The 14,988-nt window shown below is 70.9% G+C and carries 13 protein-coding genes; 8 read left to right on the top strand and 5 right to left on the bottom strand.

Annotation, left to right across the window (positions count from 1 at the left end):
- Window positions 1-33 precede the first annotated feature (33 nt).
- The 7 genes from dnaN (at window position 34) to pncB (ending at window position 7,837) form a co-directional block, all read left to right on the top strand.
- Window positions 34-1,155: a DNA polymerase III subunit beta gene (dnaN, locus tag FHG71_RS03240; protein WP_139080179.1), complete on the top strand. Its 1,122-nt coding sequence runs from the start codon at window positions 34-36 to the stop codon at window positions 1,153-1,155.
- Window positions 1,152-2,261 (top strand): DNA replication/repair protein RecF, encoded by a 1,110-nt coding sequence (gene recF, locus FHG71_RS03235; RefSeq protein ID WP_139080178.1) that lies wholly within the window; start codon window positions 1,152-1,154, stop codon window positions 2,259-2,261. Before dnaN ends, recF begins: the two co-directional genes overlap by 4 nt.
- An 11-nt stretch (window positions 2,262-2,272) precedes the next feature.
- Entirely contained in the window at window positions 2,273-2,701 is a 429-nt protein-coding gene (locus tag FHG71_RS03230; RefSeq protein ID WP_139080337.1) for a VOC family protein, read from the top strand.
- Between the two features lie 4 nt (window positions 2,702-2,705).
- Window positions 2,706-3,326 (top strand): LysE family translocator, encoded by a 621-nt coding sequence (locus FHG71_RS03225; protein ID WP_139080177.1) that lies wholly within the window; start codon window positions 2,706-2,708, stop codon window positions 3,324-3,326.
- 113 nt (window positions 3,327-3,439) lie between these two features.
- On the top strand, window positions 3,440-5,875 hold the full coding sequence (gyrB, locus tag FHG71_RS03220) for a DNA topoisomerase (ATP-hydrolyzing) subunit B (protein ID WP_139080176.1): 2,436 nt from the start codon (window positions 3,440-3,442) through the stop codon (window positions 5,873-5,875).
- A 67-nt stretch (window positions 5,876-5,942) separates the two neighbouring features.
- Entirely contained in the window at window positions 5,943-6,548 is a 606-nt protein-coding gene (gene pncA, locus FHG71_RS03215; RefSeq protein WP_139080175.1) for a bifunctional nicotinamidase/pyrazinamidase, read from the top strand.
- A complete protein-coding gene (pncB, locus tag FHG71_RS03210; protein ID WP_176559262.1) occupies window positions 6,545-7,837 on the top strand; it encodes a nicotinate phosphoribosyltransferase in 1,293 nt (430 codons plus the stop codon). Before pncA ends, pncB begins: the two co-directional genes overlap by 4 nt.
- Before the next feature lie 6 nt (window positions 7,838-7,843).
- Here pncB and arfB read toward each other — a convergent pair whose 3' ends face one another.
- Window positions 7,844-8,278 carry an alternative ribosome rescue aminoacyl-tRNA hydrolase ArfB gene (gene arfB, locus FHG71_RS03205; protein WP_139080174.1) on the bottom strand — a complete coding sequence of 145 codons (435 nt, stop codon included), beginning with the start codon at window positions 8,276-8,278 and terminating at the stop codon, window positions 7,844-7,846.
- Between the two features lie 48 nt (window positions 8,279-8,326).
- Between arfB and FHG71_RS03200 the strand changes: the two genes are divergently transcribed.
- Entirely contained in the window at window positions 8,327-10,219 is a 1,893-nt protein-coding gene (locus FHG71_RS03200) for a hypothetical protein (RefSeq protein WP_139080173.1), read from the top strand.
- A 243-nt stretch (window positions 10,220-10,462) separates the two neighbouring features.
- Here FHG71_RS03200 and FHG71_RS03195 read toward each other — a convergent pair whose 3' ends face one another.
- The 4 genes from FHG71_RS03195 to FHG71_RS03180 all read right to left on the bottom strand — a co-directional run bounded on the left by FHG71_RS03195 (window position 10,463) and on the right by FHG71_RS03180 (window position 14,334).
- Entirely contained in the window at window positions 10,463-11,092 is a 630-nt protein-coding gene (locus FHG71_RS03195; protein WP_139080172.1) for a queuosine precursor transporter, read from the bottom strand.
- A gap of 83 nt (window positions 11,093-11,175) precedes the next feature.
- On the bottom strand, window positions 11,176-12,063 hold the full coding sequence (locus FHG71_RS03190) for an esterase-like activity of phytase family protein (protein WP_246045324.1): 888 nt from the start codon (window positions 12,061-12,063) through the stop codon (window positions 11,176-11,178).
- 4 nt (window positions 12,064-12,067) lie between these two features.
- Window positions 12,068-12,976: a penicillin-insensitive murein endopeptidase gene (gene mepA / locus FHG71_RS03185; protein WP_139080171.1), complete on the bottom strand. Its 909-nt coding sequence runs from the start codon at window positions 12,974-12,976 to the stop codon at window positions 12,068-12,070.
- Window positions 12,973-14,334, bottom strand: a complete 1,362-nt coding sequence (locus tag FHG71_RS03180; RefSeq protein ID WP_139080170.1) for an MFS transporter — start codon at window positions 14,332-14,334, stop codon at window positions 12,973-12,975. Before FHG71_RS03180 ends, mepA begins: the two co-directional genes overlap by 4 nt.
- Window positions 14,335-14,988: the final 654 nt, after the last annotated feature.

Raw genomic sequence — 14,988 nt, 5'->3', positions numbered from 1 at the left:
CCGGCCGTGGCCGGAAGGACAGGGAGAGAGAACATGAAATTCAGCATCGAGCGCGCCGTTCTCTCCAAGGCCGTGGCGCAGGCCCAGTCAGTGGTCGAGCGGCGGAACACCATTCCGATCCTCGCGAACGTCTTGATCGAGGCCAAGGGCGACGGCGTCCGCTTCCGCGCGACCGACCTCGATGTCGAGGTCGTCGACCGTGCCGCGGCTCGTGTCGATCAGGAGGGCGCGACGACGGTCGCGGCGCTGATGCTGAACGAGATCGTCCGCAAGCTCGGGGACGGGGCGCTGGTGACACTGTCCACGCAGGGCGCGCCCGGGCGGCTGACCATCGAGGCGGGGAGGTCGACCTTCCAGCTCTCGACCCTGCCGGTCGAGGATTTCCCGCAGATGGCCTCGCCCGACTACACGACCACCTTCGAGGCGCCGGCGCCGCTGCTGCGCCGTCTCTTCGACAAGTCGAAATTCGCCATCTCGACCGAGGAAACGCGCTACTACCTGAACGGCGTCTATTTCCACGTGTCGCAGGGCGCCGACGGCCAACGCGTGCTGCGCGCCGTTGCGACCGACGGGCACCGCCTCGCGCGCATCGACGCGGAGCTGCCCCAAGGCGCCGAAGGGATGCCCGGCGTGATCGTGCCCCGCAAGACGGTGGCGGAGCTGCGCAAGCTTCTCGACGACGACGAGGCCGTCATCAAGGTCTCGGTCTCCGACACCAAGATCCGCTTCGAGACGCCGACGATCACGCTGACGTCCAAGGTCATCGACGGGACCTTCCCCGACTACACGCGCGTGATCCCGCAGGCCAACGCCCGTCGGCTGGAGGTGGACGCCAAGGAGTTCGCCAAGGCCGTGGACCGGGTGGCGACGGTGTCGTCCGAGCGGTCGCGCGCGGTGAAGATGAACCTGGACGAGGACCGGCTGATCCTGTCGGTGAACGCTCCCGACCAGGGCACCGCCGAGGAGGAACTGGCCGTGGCCTATGGCGACGACCGGCTGGAGATCGGCTTCAACGCCAAGTACCTCCTGGAGATCGCGCATCAGGTCGACCGCGAGAACGCGGTGTTCCTGTTCAACTCCTCGGGCGATCCCACGGTGATGCGGGAGGGCGACGACCAGTCCGCACTTTATGTCGTGATGCCGATGCGGGTGTGAGCCGGCCGCATCTCCAGCATCTGGCGCTCTCGCAGTTCCGCAGCCACGCCCGCGCGCGGCTCGACTTCGACGGGCGGCCCGTGGCGCTCTGGGGGCCGAACGGGTCGGGCAAGACGAACCTTCTGGAGGCCGTGTCCTTTCTGTCGCCCGGTCGCGGCCTGCGCCGCGCGGGCGCCGAGGAGGTCGGGCGGCGGGCCGAGGGCGTGGGCTGGAAGATCGCGGCGCGGCTGGAGCTGCCGGGCACGATCCGCGAGGTGGAGACGCAGGCCCTGCCGGGCGAGGCGCGCAGCGTGCGGATCGACGGCAAGGCCGCCTCGCAGCTCGATCTGGCGCGGCTGATCCCTGTCCTGTGGCTCGTGCCGGCCATGGACCGGCTCTGGCTCGAGGGGGCCGAGGGGCGGCGGCGCTTCCTCGACCGCGCCTGCCTGAGCCTTTTTCCCGATCATGGCGAGGCGTCGCTGGCCTACGAGAAGGCCATGCGCGAGCGGAATCGGCTGCTGAAGGACGGCTCGCGGGACGCACACTGGTACGGGGCGCTCGAATCGCAGATGGCGCAGGCGGGGACGCGTCTGGCGCGAAACCGCGACGCGACGCTGGCCCGCCTGATGGCGGCGCAGGCGAGGGCCGAGACGGCCTTTCCGGCCGCGACGCTGGCCGTCGTCTATCCCGAGGACCCGCTCCCCCCCTCCGAGGACCTGTTCGCCCTGGCGCTGGAACGCGGGCGCTGGCGCGACATGGCGGCGGGGCGCAGCCTTGCGGGCCCCCATCGCGCCGACCTGGACGCGGTCTGGACGGCCAAGGGCGTGGCGGCGCGGGACTGCTCGACGGGCGAGCAGAAGGCGCTGCTGGTGTCGCTGATCCTCGCCAACGCGCGGGCGCTGGAGGAGGAGGGCACGGCGCCGGTCCTCCTTCTCGACGAGGTGGCGGCCCATCTCGACCCGGGCCGCCGCGCCGCGCTCTATGACGAGGTCTGCGGGTTGGGCCTCCAGGCCTTCATGACCGGTACGGAGCCTGCGCTCTTTGCCGAACTGGGCGCGCGGGCGCAGTATTGGGAGGCCGCCGAGGAGGGCGGCGCGACGCAACTCACGGAACGGAGCCTGCCATGAGCCACCACCTGCTGCCCGACCAACGCGTGACCCTCGTCACCCTGGGCGTGCGCGACCTCGCCCGGTCGCGCGCCTTCTACCGTGCCCTGGGGTGGCATCCGGCGCAGGAGCAGGAGGGCGTCTCGTTCTACCAGATGCACGGCGCGGCGCTGGCGCTTTTCGGGCTGAAGGATCTGGCCGACGACATGGACCGGCCCGCGGACGATCTGGGGACGGGCGCGGTGACGCTCGCGCAGAATTTTCTGACCGAGCAAGAGGTCGACGCCGCCTGGCACCGGGCCATGCAGGCCGGCGCGCGAACGATCAAGGTTCCGCAGGCCACCGCCTGGGGCGGCTATTCGGGCTACTTCGCGGATCCCGACGGGCATGTCTGGGAACTGGCGATGAACCCCTTCTGGCCGCTCGGGCCGGACGGGAGCCTGACCCTGCCGCGGGCATGATCGCGTGACCGTCTCGGGCGCCGACCTGGGGTTCTACGCCGTCGCGGTCGGTTTCCTGTGGCTCACGCCCGGGCCGGTCTGGGTCGCGCTGACCGCGCGCGCTCTGTCCGGCGGATTCCGAGGCGCCTGGCCCCTGGCGGTGGGCGTGACCCTCGGTGATCTGCTCTGGCCCTTCTGCGCGATCCTGGGGGTGAGCTGGATCCTGTCGGTTTGGGGCGGCTTCCTGGAGGCCATGACCTGGGTCGCGGCGATGACGTTCCTTGTCATGGGCGCGCTCGTGATCCGCGGCGCGGGCCGGCCGCTCGGGGCCGATTCGCGCCTCACGCGGCCGGGTATGTGGGCGGGGTTCGGGGCCGGAGTCGCGGCGATCCTGGGCAACCCCAAGGCCATCCTGTTCTACATGGGGATGCTGCCCGGCTTCTTCGACCTGTCCCGGCTCACGGTGCCCGACATTCTGGCGATCCTCGTGGTGTCGATGATGATCCCGCTCTTGGGCAATCTCGCGCTGGCGTTTGTCGTGGACCGGGCGCGGGTCGTCCTGACGTCTCCGCGCGCGGTGCGGCGGACCAACCTTGCCGCGGGCGCGATGCTCGTGGCGGTGGGCCTGCTGATCCCCCTCCTGTGACCTTTGCAGGGGTGGCAATCCGGCCGGAAAACCCCATATCTGCAAGGCCTAAGGGGTGACATTCCCCCCTCTCCCTCCTATAAGATCGACGAGTTTCAGAAGGGTCTTTCCCCATGTCCGACGCATCCGCCGCGGCTGCCACCTATGGCGCCGAATCCATCAAGGTTCTCAAGGGCCTGGATGCCGTGCGCAAACGCCCGGGCATGTACATCGGCGACACCGACGACGGATCGGGCCTCCACCACATGGTCTACGAGGTCGTGGACAACGGCATCGACGAGGTGCTGGCCGGCCACGCGACCGAGGTGAACGTCCGCATCCACGCCGACAGTTCCGTGTCCGTGCGCGACAACGGGCGCGGCATCCCCGTGGACATCCACAGGGAAGAGGGCGTCTCGGCGGCCGAGGTCATTATGACCCAACTCCACGCCGGGGGTAAGTTCGACCAGAACAGCTACAAGGTTTCGGGCGGCCTGCACGGCGTCGGCGTCTCGGTGGTGAACGCACTCTCCGACTGGCTCGACCTGCGGATCTGGCGCGACGGGAAGGAGCATCACGCCCGCTTCGAGAACGGCGACACGACCGTGCCGCTCCATGTCGTGCGAGAGGCGCCCGGCGAGAAGGGCACCGAGGTGCGCTTCTTCGCCTCGGCCAAGACGCATCGTCCGGACGGGACCTTCTCCAACCTCGAATATTCCTTCAAGACGCTGGAAACGCGCCTGCGCGAGCTCGCCTTCCTCAACTCGGGCGTGAAGATCACGCTTGATGATGAGCGCCCGGCCGAGCCGCTTCATGCCACGCTCTTCTACGAGGGCGGCGTGAAGGAGTTCGTGAAGTATCTCGACCGCTCCAAGTCCTCGACCATGCCCGAGCCCATCCACATCTCGGGCGAGCGCGCAGGAATCGGGGTCGAGGTGGCCATGTGGTGGAACGACTCCTACCACGAGACGGTCCTGCCCTTCACCAACAACATCCCCCAGCGGGACGGCGGCACGCACATGCAGGGCTTCCGCGCGGCGCTGACACGGACGATCACCAAGTACGCGCAGGACAGCGGCATCGCCAAGCGCGAGAAGGTCGACTTCACCGGCGACGACGCGCGCGAGGGGCTGACCTGCGTGCTCTCGGTCAAGGTGCCGGACCCCAAGTTCTCTTCCCAGACCAAGGACAAGCTCGTCTCCTCCGAGGTGCGTCCGGCGGTCGAGAACCTCGTGGGCGAGAAGCTCGCCGAATGGTTCGACGAGAACCCCAACCACGCCAAGGCCATCGTCGGCAAGATCATCGAGGCGGCGCTCGCCCGCGAGGCGGCGCGCAAGGCGCGTGAACTGACGCGCCGCAAGTCGGCCATGGACGTGAACTATCTGGCCGGCAAGCTGAAGGACTGCTCCGAGAAGGACCCCTCCAAGACCGAGGTCTTCCTGGTGGAGGGCGACTCGGCCGGGGGCAGCGCCCAGACCGGCCGCGACCGACGGACCCAGGCCGTCCTACCGCTGCGGGGCAAGATCCTCAATGTGGAACGGGCGCGCTTCGACCGGATGCTGTCCTCGCAGGAGATCGGCAATCTCGTCATGGCGCTCGGCACCGGCATCGGGCGCGACGAGTTCAACATCCAGAAGCTCCGCTACCACAAGATCGTCATCATGACGGACGCGGACGTGGACGGCGCGCATATCCGCACGCTGCTGCTGACCTTCTTCTTCCGGCAGATGCCGGAGCTGATCGAGGGGGGTTATCTCTACATCGCGCAGCCGCCGCTCTACAAGGTCAGCCGGGGCAAGTCCGAGGTCTACCTGAAGGATCAGGCGGCGCTGGACGACTACCTGATCCAGCAGGGGGTCGAAGGGGCCGTGCTGCGCCTGGGAACCGGGGCCGAGATCGCGGGGCAGGATCTCCTGCGCGTGGTGGAGGAGGCCCGTGCGGTCCGGCGCAGCCTCGACGCCTATCCGACGCACTACCCGCGCCACATCCTCGAGCAGGCCGCTATCGCGGGGGCCTTCCGCACGGGGGCCGTGGACCAGGATCTCCAGGGCGTGGCCGAGACGGTGGCCGAGCGGCTCGATCTGATCGCGCTCGAATACGAGAAGGGCTGGCGCGGCCGCGTCACCCAGGACAAGGGCATCCGCCTGTCCCGCGTCCTGCGCGGCGTGGAGGAGCTGCGCACGCTCGACGGCGCCATGCTCCGATCGGGCGAGAGCCGTCGGCTGGGGGCGCATTCCGATGCGCTGGTCGAGACTTACGAGAAGCCCGCGACGCTGGTGCGCAAGGACCGCTCGCAGTTCGTGTTCGGGCCGCTCGACCTGCTCCGCGCGATCCTGACCGAGGGCGAGAAGGGGCTCGCGCTCCAGCGCTACAAGGGCCTGGGCGAGATGAACCCCGAGCAGCTCTGGGAGACGACGCTCGACCCCGAGGCACGGACTCTCTTGCAGGTGCGCATCGACGACGTGGCCGAGGCCGAGGACATCTTCTCGCGCCTGATGGGCGACGCCGTGGAGCCGCGGCGCGAGTTCATCCAGCAGAACGCGCTGCAGGTCGCGCATCTGGACACCTGACAGGCGGTTGACCGCCCCGGGCCCCCTCCTTACCCATGGCAGGCACGCCATGGGGAGGGAGGATGCCATGCGCCCCGCGAACGAAGCCCTCGTCGTCATCGACGTCCAGAACGACTTCTGCCCCGGCGGCGCGCTGGCCGTGCCCGGCGGCGACGGGATCGTGCACGGCATCAATGCCCTGATGGCCGAGTTCCCGGCCGTCATCCTGACCCAAGACTGGCATCCGACGGGGCATTCCTCCTTCGCCTCGTCCAACTGGGACCACGAGCCCTACGAGACGATCGAGATGCCTTATGGCCATCAGGTGCTCTGGCCCGACCACTGCGTGCAGGGGACGCAGGGCGCCGAGTTCCACCCACTCCTGCGCACGGACGCCGACCTGATCCTGCGCAAGGGCTTCCGCCCCGGCGTCGACAGCTACTCGGCTTTCTTCGAGAACGACCACACCACGCCCACGGGCCTTGCGGGCTACCTGCGCGAGCGGGGGATCGACACGGTGACGCTCGTCGGCCTCGCCACGGATTTCTGCGTCAACTACTCGGCGGTGGATGGGGCACGGCTCGGCTTCCGCGTCACGGTGCGAGAGGACCTGACCCGCGCCATCGATCTCTCGGGCAGCCTTGCCGCCGCGCGCCACGCCTGGGACGCAGCCGGCGTGCAGGTGGTCCGATGATGGACCTCGCCACCCGCGTCTGGAACCACACCTGGAAGATCGACCCGATCGTCCGGTCGCTGATCGACACGGACTTCTACAAGTTGCTCATGTGCCAGTCGGTCTTCCGCAACCGGCCGGACGTGAACGTCACCTTCCAGCTCATCAACCGCAGCCACAACGTCCGGCTGGCCGAGCTGATCGACGAGGGCGAGTTGCGCGAGCAGCTCGACCATGTCCGCAGCCTGTCGCTCACCCGCGGCGAGTCGACCTGGATGCGGGGGAACACCTTCTACGGCAAGCGGCAGATGTTCTCGCCCGAATTCATGGAATGGTTCGAGGCCCTGCGGCTGCCGCCCTACCATCTGGAGAAGAAGGACGGTCAGTTCGAGCTGACCTTCGAGGGCGCCTGGCCCGAGGTCATGCTGTGGGAGATCCCGGCGCTCGCCATCATCATGGAGCTGCGCTCGCGGGCCGTGCTCAAGGACATGGGCAAGTTCGAGCTGCAGATCCTCTATGCCCGCGCCATGACGCGGGTCTGGGAGAAGGGACAGCGGCTGCGCCGGATCGAGGGGCTTCGGCTCGCGGACTTCGGCACGCGCCGCCGCCACGGCTACCTGTGGCAGGACTGGTGCGTGCAGGCGATGATCGAGGCGCTGGGCGACAAGTTCGTCGGCACCTCCAACTGCCTCATCGCCAAGAAGCGCGATCTGGAGGCCATCGGCACCAACGCCCACGAACTGCCGATGGTCTATGCCGCCCTGGCGGAGAGCGACGAGGAGCTGCTCCAGGCCCCCTATACGGTGCTGGAAGAATGGCAGGAGGAGCACGAGGGCAATCTCCGCGTGATCCTCCCCGACACCTACGGGACCAAGACCTTCCTCGACCGCGCCCCGGACTGGCTGGCCGCCTGGACGGGCATCCGCATCGACTCGGGCGACCCGGTGGAGAACACGGAGCACGCCATCCGCTGGTGGCAGGCTCACGGCCAGGACCCGCGCGAGAAGCTGATCGTCTTCTCCGATGGTCTCGACGTGCCCGAGATCGAGGCGCTCCACGCCCGCTTCGCCGGCCGGGTGCGGCTGACCTACGGCTGGGGAACGCTCCTGACCAACGACTTCTCCGGGCTCGTGGAGGGCGATGCGCTCGCTCCCTTCTCCCTCGTCTGCAAGGCCGTGGAGGCCGATGGCCGCCCCACGGTCAAGCTGTCGGACAACCCGGAAAAGGCGATGGGACCGAAGGATCAGGTGGAGCGGTACAAGCGGCTCTTCGGGGTGGGCGAGCAGGTGGGACGGGCGGTGAGGGTCTAGCGCTCCTCAGTCCTCGCCCGGGGCGGACTGGCTCCGTCCCGCCTTGACCTCGCTGCGCTTGGCCTTTTCTTCCAGCCGTCGCCGGATGCTGCCGCGCGTGGGCTTGGTCGCGATCCGCCGCTTGGGCGCCACGAGCGCCTTGGCGATCAGCTCTGCCAGCCGCTCCCGCGCGATCTCGCGGTTGCGGGCCTGGCTGCGGGTGTCCTCGACCCGGATCAGCACCGCGCCCGAGCCTTCCTCGCCGACCCAGCGGCTGCCGGCGAGCCGGCGCAGCCGGCTCTTGACGGGCGGGGCGAGGGAGGGCGAGCGCTCGGCCTCGAAGCGGAGCTCCACGGCGGTGGAGACCTTGTTGACGTTCTGCCCGCCCGGCCCCGAGGATCGCGAGAACTGCTCGGTGAGTTCCCAATCCTGGATCGCCACGTGGTCGCTGATCCGCAGCACGGCATCCTCTTCGTTGACTCGGCAAGGGGAGCGCCCCACCAAGAGGGGATGATCGCCTCGCCCCTTCGTTATAGCGCCTTCTGCGCCCTCGTCCTCGGGGGGCTGGCGTGGGTTGCGGCCGAGGGGGCGCGGCTCGGGCTGCTGCCCGCGCTGCTGGTCCTGCCGCTGGTCGCCGCCCCGGTCTGGGTCGCGCTGGCCTATGCGGCAGCGGTGCGCAAGGCGCAAGCCCGGGCGGTCCTGCGGGACGGCCCGGCGCCGTGGTGGGCCTTCGTGATGGGCGGCGCCCTGGCCCGGCAGGTCCTCGCGGTGCCGGTGGCCCTGGTCGCGGCCGGGCACGTCGCGGTGTGGCTCGTCACTCAGGGGTGGTCGGGCTGGGCGTGGATCGCGCTGGCAGCCTTGGCGCTGTACCCCGTGGCGGCGCTGACGGCTCGGCCGCTGGCGGCACTGAAGCCCTATGCCCGGCTGCGCCCGGTGCTTCTGCTTGCGCCGCCCCTGACGGCGGTGCTCCTGACCGCCGCTTGGGGGCTCGGGGCAGGCCTCGGAGGGGTAGGGGAGGGGACGCTGGCCCAGCGGGTCGCGGCCGAGCCCCGTTACGAAGGGGCCTCGGCCCTCATGGCCTGGGCGGTCGACGCGGCTGCCGTGGCGAACGGCCTGCGTGGCTGGGGGCTCGGACGGGCGGAGGCACAGGTCGGGCCGCTCGTGGCGCTCTGGACGATGGGGGTCACGTTCGGGAGCTTCTGGCTCGTGGCGGGCGTCTTTTCCAGCTTTCTGCTGCCCCGGGGCGAGACGCGGCGCATCCTGCGAACCTCGGACGCGGACCAAGCCCTGCGGGTCGGCCCCGGGCGAGTGGCCACTGCGGCGGCGTTGGCCGTGATCCTGGCGGGGGTGATCGCGTCGGCACTGGCCGAGGCGGAGGCTTGGGCCGCCGGCCGGAGCCGCCCGGTCGTGCTGGCCGAGCTGCCGGGCCTGGGCGCCCCGGCCGAGCCGGGCCTGCGGCCGGCGCCCGGGCCCGGGCTGGACGCGCCACCTGCGAACGCGCGGCCGGTGCTGCCCAGCCCCAGCGCCGCGCGGCGGATCATCGAGGCCGAGCGGATCGGCGACCTGACCTGCCCGGAGGGGACGCTGGCCGGGATCGCGGACCTCGACCAGAGCCTGCGCGAGGCCGTGGCGGCGCGCCGGGCCGAGGTGGAACGGGCGGCGCGCGCGGGTTTCGACCGGATGCGGGCCCGCGTTCCGGCGTTCCTGGACGGCTACTACAGTCTGACCGCGGAGTATGTCCGCACCTTCCGGCTTGTCGCCGGGGGGGCCGAGGCCTTCCTCGCGCGCCAGATGACCGAGGCCTTGAGCGCCGAGACGGCTTTCGCCGACCTGCGGGCAGCGGTGCTGGCCCTTGAGGCGCCCTTGCCAGGGCTTGCCGCGCGGGAGCAGCTGCTCGGTGACTGCGGCGGGCTGCCGTCGGACCTGACGGAGTTCCAAGTCGCTGCGACGGCGCCGGCGGCGCTGCTCGACCCGGTGCCCGTCACCGAATTGATGACGTTCCAGGCGCGGCTGGCGGCCAGCGGCGTCGGCGTGGCGGCGGGAGGAGTGGCCGGTGCGATCGCGGGGCAGCTCGTCGCCAAGCTGATGGCCAAGGAGGCCTTCGGGCTCGCGGCCGAGGCGGTCGCCAAGCTGGCGGTCGGAAAAGCGGCGGGCGGGCTCGGGGGCGCGGCCGCGGGAGCCGGCGCCGGGGCCCTGGCCGGGAGCGTGGTGCCGGGGATCGGGACCACGCTGGGCGCCCTTGTCGGCGGAGTGGCCGGCGGCCTCGCCATCGGCGTGGCGACGGACTACGCCCTGATCGAGATCGAGGAGGCCGTGTCGCGCGACGCCTTCGAGGCGGAGATCATCCGGTCCATCGACGAGGCCGAGGCGGCCTTTCTGGCAAATTTCGGGCCGTCCAATTGAAAAGGGCCGCCCCGTCTGGTGCGGCCCTCTCGAAAGTTCAGGAGGTGGGGTCGGTTAGACCGTCGTCCACCCGGGTTCCCGGAGGGCTGAGGGCTGCCTCAGCCGCGGATCCCCCGTGCTGTCCCGACACCTCTCTCCAGGTTCTTTCTCGACACTGGATCACCTCCTTTCTAAGGGTTTCGCCTGACTCCCAAGATGGGACTTCCTGGCCCTGTGTCAAACCCCGAATGCGGAAGATGACGTTCAACTCACGCGTTGGTGCATCTGCCCAAGAATGAGGCGGTACGGGACGAGCGCGATGAGCGCGAGGGCGATCTTCACACAAAGGTCCGCAAGGGCCAGCGTCACCCAGAGCGGCGCCTGCGGGCCGAGGTTCAGCAGGGGAACCGGGCCTTGCGCCCAAGTCACCATCTCGTTCGCGCTCAGGGGGAAGAGGACGCTGAACGTGGCGGCGAAGGCCACCGAGAAGAAGATGGCCGTGTCGACCGAGGACGACACGAAGGAGGACGCGAGCGGAGCCCGCCACCATTCGCGGTTCCGGAACCGCTGGAAGATGGCCACGTCGAGGAGTTGCGCCGCCAGGAAGGCGGCCCCAGAGGCCACGGCCACGCGCAGGGGCACGGCGGGTCCGGTTTCCAGCATGATCTGCGAACCCACGAGCGAGCAGACGATCCCGGTGACGAAGCCCCAGAACACCACCGCACGGGCCGCGCGAGGGCCCTGCGTGCGGTTGGTGAGGTCGGTGACCAGGAAGGCGAGGGGATAGGTGAAGGCCCCCCAGGTGAGGAGCCCTCCCGCGATGACGAACTGCACGAGGACGTTGGAGGCCACGACGATCGCGGCCATGGCGAGGATGGCGGGCAGGAGGCGCATGGAGGAGGTCCGTTTTGGCAAGGGTGCGGCGACTTGGCCCCGCGAGCCGGGGCGGTGCCCGATACGCCCCCCAGCGCCCCGCGTCAATCCGGCAGGCGGTAGTCGACGATCTGCGTTTCCTGGAAGAAGAAGCCGTTGTCGTCCGCGATCATGGTCGCGCGCAGGCCCTGCGCGTCCTGCCAGATCGCCACGCCCTCCAAGTTGTCGTGGGTCCCCGTGGCCGTGGTCAGCAGGACGGTCTCGCCGGTTCCGTCGAGGTCGATCCGGCGCAGGCGCGAGCGGAAGCCGAGCCCTGTGAAGTCGCGTTCGAGCAGGTAAAGCCGCCCGTCGGGGCCGATATCCGCGCCGGAGACCGAGAAGCCGTCGCCCACGGGCAGCCGGAAGGCGATCTCCCACCGGTGGCCGTCGAAGCGGTGGAGGGCCAAGTCCCTTTCGCCCGGGATCGGCCGCTCGGCCAAGGTGTAGAGCCGGTTCTCGGCATCCACCGCCAGCGCCTCCAGGCCGCCGTTGTCCCGCATGCGGGCGAAGTCCGGGTGCTCGGGCAGCAGGAAGGGCAGCCGGCCGTCCCGCCCCTGCTGGCGTACGCGGGTGTCGCCTTCGAAGCTGATCCAGACCCGGCCGTCCGCGGCGATGGCCAGCCCCTCGCTGTCGGCGCGCTTGCCCTGGAGCGGGTCGCCGCCGCGGTCGAGGAGCCGGTCGGCCTTGGGCGTCACGACCCCGATCACCGCGCCGGCCTCGTCGCGGAGGAGGCGGCCCGAAACGATGGCGCTGCGGTCGCTCATGGCGGTGAAGGACAGGCCGTCGTCCGCCATCTCGATGGCGGACATGCCGCCGAAGTTGCGCCAGGTCCCGTGCCAGACATGGGTGCCGACATAGGTCGCCTCGCCTCCCGGCCGGCTGGCCGCCGGCAGGAGAGCGGCCGAGCCCAGGCTGGCCGCCAGCAGGGAGGCCCGGAGGAACAGACGGCGCACCGGCTCAGTCGCTGGCCAGGACGCCCATGCACTGGCCGGGAAGGTCGGCCAGGGTCAGGTCGGCGCGCGGCTCGGGCGGGGGGGCGTCGGGGTCGGCCGGAGCCGGGTTGAGGATGCCCGCGACCCATTGGCGCGCCTCTTCGCATCCATCGCCGGGGGGCACGGGGTCCTGCGCCGCGCAGCCCGGGGTGCCGGGCGGGCAATGGAGCCGGACGTGGAAGTGGGTGTTGTGCCCCCACCAGGGCCGGACCTTGGCGAGCCAGGAGCGGTCGCCGGTGGCGGTCTCGCACATGGCGGCCTTGGCGCCCGCGAAGACGAAGATGCGCGCGACGCGCGGGTCCTGGGCGGCGGCGCGCAGAAGCGCCTCGTGCTGCGGGGTCCAGGCGTCGCGGACATAGGCGCCCTCGGCCCGCTGCATGTCGGTGGAGGATATCTCCTCGCGTTCCTGCGCGGTGAGGTTCAGGCGGGTGGCGGGGCGCATCCAGATGTCGGCGTCGAGCCCGGTCTGGTGGCTCGCGTGGCCCGAGGTCATGGGGCCGCCGCGCGGCTGGCTCATGTCGCCGACGTAGAGGCCCGCCCAGCCGGGCAGCGTGGCGGCGGTGCGGCTGAGATCCTGCACGAAGTCCACGGTGACGGGCTGCGCCCAGTTGCGGTTCCGGGACAGGCGCATGGCCTGCCAGGTGGGCCCGGTTTCGGGAAGCTGGACGGCCCCGGACTGGCAGCCGCGCGAATAGGCACCGATGGGCTCGGACGCCTGCGCCGAAGGGCCCGCCTGGGCGCCGAAGAGATGCTTGGCCACTCGCGTGTCGCCCGGACCGGCCGCCGGGGCGGTGGTGTCATGGGCGCTGCCACCGCCGCCGCAGGCCGCGAGAAGCAGGGTCAGGGCCAGGGCCTTGAGGGGGCGGTTCGTCATCGCGCGCGGTCTCCCTGGGGGTCGGTCCAGCGTAGCAGCCCCAGGCCGACAAGGAAAAGCAGGATCACCGGCACCAGCCCCATCCGTGTCGAACCCGTGATCGCCGTGGCGGCGGTGACGAGCGCCGGCGCCAGGAAGGCCGTGGCGCGGCCCGACAGCGCGAAGAGCCCGAAGGCCTCGCCGGCGCGGGCCGGATCGGTGTGCCGGACCATCAGGCTGCGCGAGGCCGAGTAGAGCGTGCCCCCGGCGCCGCCGATGGCCACCCCGCAGAGGTAGAAGAGGGTGTCGGGCAGGACAGAGCCTTGAGGCAGCGGAAGGCCGAACAGCGTTTCACGTGAAACGCCGATCATGACCGAGCAGACGGCGAGCAGCGCCCAGCAGGAGGCCACGATGACCGGCTTGGGGCCGAGGCGCCGGTCCGCGAGCCCGCCGGCCCAGGTCACGATCGCCGCTGCGACCGCGGCCACGAGGCCGAAGATCCCGATCTTCACGATGTCCCAGCCCAGGACCAATGCCGCGTAGATGCCGCCAAAGGCGTAGAGCGCCCCCAGGCCGTCCCGGTAGAGCATGGAGCCCAGAAGGAAGCTGCCGAGGCTCGGGCGCCGCCCGATGTCGCGGATCGTGTCCCGGAGACCGGATGCGACCTCGCGCAGGGACGGGCGGCGGGCGCGGGTCGGGGCGTCGCGCACCCAGAGGGCGAAGGGGAGAATGGACAGGGCAAACCAGAGGGCGATGAAGGGGCCGACGCTGCGGGTGCCCTCGCGCTCCTCCGGGTCGAGGCCCAGCGCCGGGGGGCGGCCCAGGAGGGTGCGGCCGGCGTCGTTCTCGGCCAGGAACAGCAGGACGACCAGCAGCGAGAGGACCCCGCCCCAGTAGCCCAGCGCGGCGCCCGAGCCCGAGATGCGCCCGATCTCGGACGCGGGCGCCAGGGCGGGGAGCTGCGCGTTGTTGATGTTGAGGGCGGCCTCGCCCGCCACGAAGCCCAGCCAGAACAGGACGAGCACCGGCAGGAGATGGGCGCCGTCGGGGGTGAGGAACCACAGGCTCGAGGCGCAGCCGAGATAGATGGCGGACAGGCCCGCGATCCAGGGCAGCTTGCGCCCCGAGGCGTCGGCATAGGCCCCCAGCAGGGGCGCGGTCAGCGCGATGAGGAGGCCGGCGAGGGTCTGGCCCGCGCCCCAGAGGCTTTGCGCCTGCGCGGCGGCGGCTTCGGGGGCCGCGCCCTGGGCCTCGAAGCGACGCGCGGCGACCTGGGCGAAGTAGGGGGCGAAGACGAAGGTCAGGCCCAGCGTGGCATAGGGCTGCTGGGCCAGGTCGAAGAACATCCAGCCCCAGATGCGTTTGCGTGCGCTCGTCATGTCGGCTCCCCGGTTCGGGGGAGGAGTGCGCGAAAGGAGCGGGGGCGGCAACCGACTTTCGGGGCGGGCTCCTCGCGGGGGCCGCAGCCGGGACGCCACGCCGGACTGCGGGGGCGCGTCCACGACGCGCGGCGGCTGGGTCTTTGCGGCCCCGCCCCCGGCGTCACCCGACGTGAGGGGGAGTCCTCCCAGGGGGACGGGGGCCCGCGCCGTCCCTTCAAAGAGCCTCGGTCCGTGAAGCCTCTCTCCCGCAGGAGCCCCGGACAGGAACGGCCATCGGCGGACGCGCGGCCCGGAGCGGCTGGCCATCCGTGGCCGCCCCGGGGGAAGCGCGCCCGCCTCGTCCGCCGGGTCCGTCCGGGCCCGCCCCCCTTTCCATGGCGCCGTGCCGGGGCGGGCCGGAGGGCGGGGTCATGGGGGGGGCGCTCCGGGTCCTTGGGGGCGAGCGTGGCAGGGCCAGGTTAACGACTCCCTACACCACCGAACGGTCCTCCCCCGGTTCGCGCAACGGCTTGACAGGCGTGCGAGCCCCTGCCGGGCAGGGCCGGATAGGTGCGTGGGGTGCCGCCGGCGGTTTCCGCTCGGGCCTGCAGGGAGGAGGGGAGCGATTCGCTTTGTCCGCCAGCGGCGCGACGCCCCGGGCGCAGGGGACCG

The organism is Rubellimicrobium roseum (assembly GCF_006152145.1).
In the GTDB taxonomy this organism is placed as follows: Bacteria; Pseudomonadota; Alphaproteobacteria; order Rhodobacterales; family Rhodobacteraceae; genus Rubellimicrobium; species Rubellimicrobium roseum.
Note: the sequence above shows the minus strand (reverse complement) of the source record. Positions and strands in the feature narration are given on the sequence as shown.

Coding starts and splice junctions, on each gene's coding strand:
- FHG71_RS03195 (WP_139080172.1), bottom strand. CDS start 11,092: ATGCGCCTCCTGCCCGCCATCCTCGCCATGGCCGCGATCGTCGTGGCC.
- pncB (WP_176559262.1), top strand. CDS start 6,545: ATGATGGACCTCGCCACCCGCGTCTGGAACCACACCTGGAAGATCGAC.
- gyrB (WP_139080176.1), top strand. CDS start 3,440: ATGTCCGACGCATCCGCCGCGGCTGCCACCTATGGCGCCGAATCCATC.
- dnaN (WP_139080179.1), top strand. CDS start 34: ATGAAATTCAGCATCGAGCGCGCCGTTCTCTCCAAGGCCGTGGCGCAG.
- FHG71_RS03200 (WP_139080173.1), top strand. CDS start 8,327: ATGATCGCCTCGCCCCTTCGTTATAGCGCCTTCTGCGCCCTCGTCCTC.
- mepA (WP_139080171.1), bottom strand. CDS start 12,976: ATGACGAACCGCCCCCTCAAGGCCCTGGCCCTGACCCTGCTTCTCGCG.
- pncA (WP_139080175.1), top strand. CDS start 5,943: ATGCGCCCCGCGAACGAAGCCCTCGTCGTCATCGACGTCCAGAACGAC.
- FHG71_RS03180 (WP_139080170.1), bottom strand. CDS start 14,334: ATGACGAGCGCACGCAAACGCATCTGGGGCTGGATGTTCTTCGACCTG.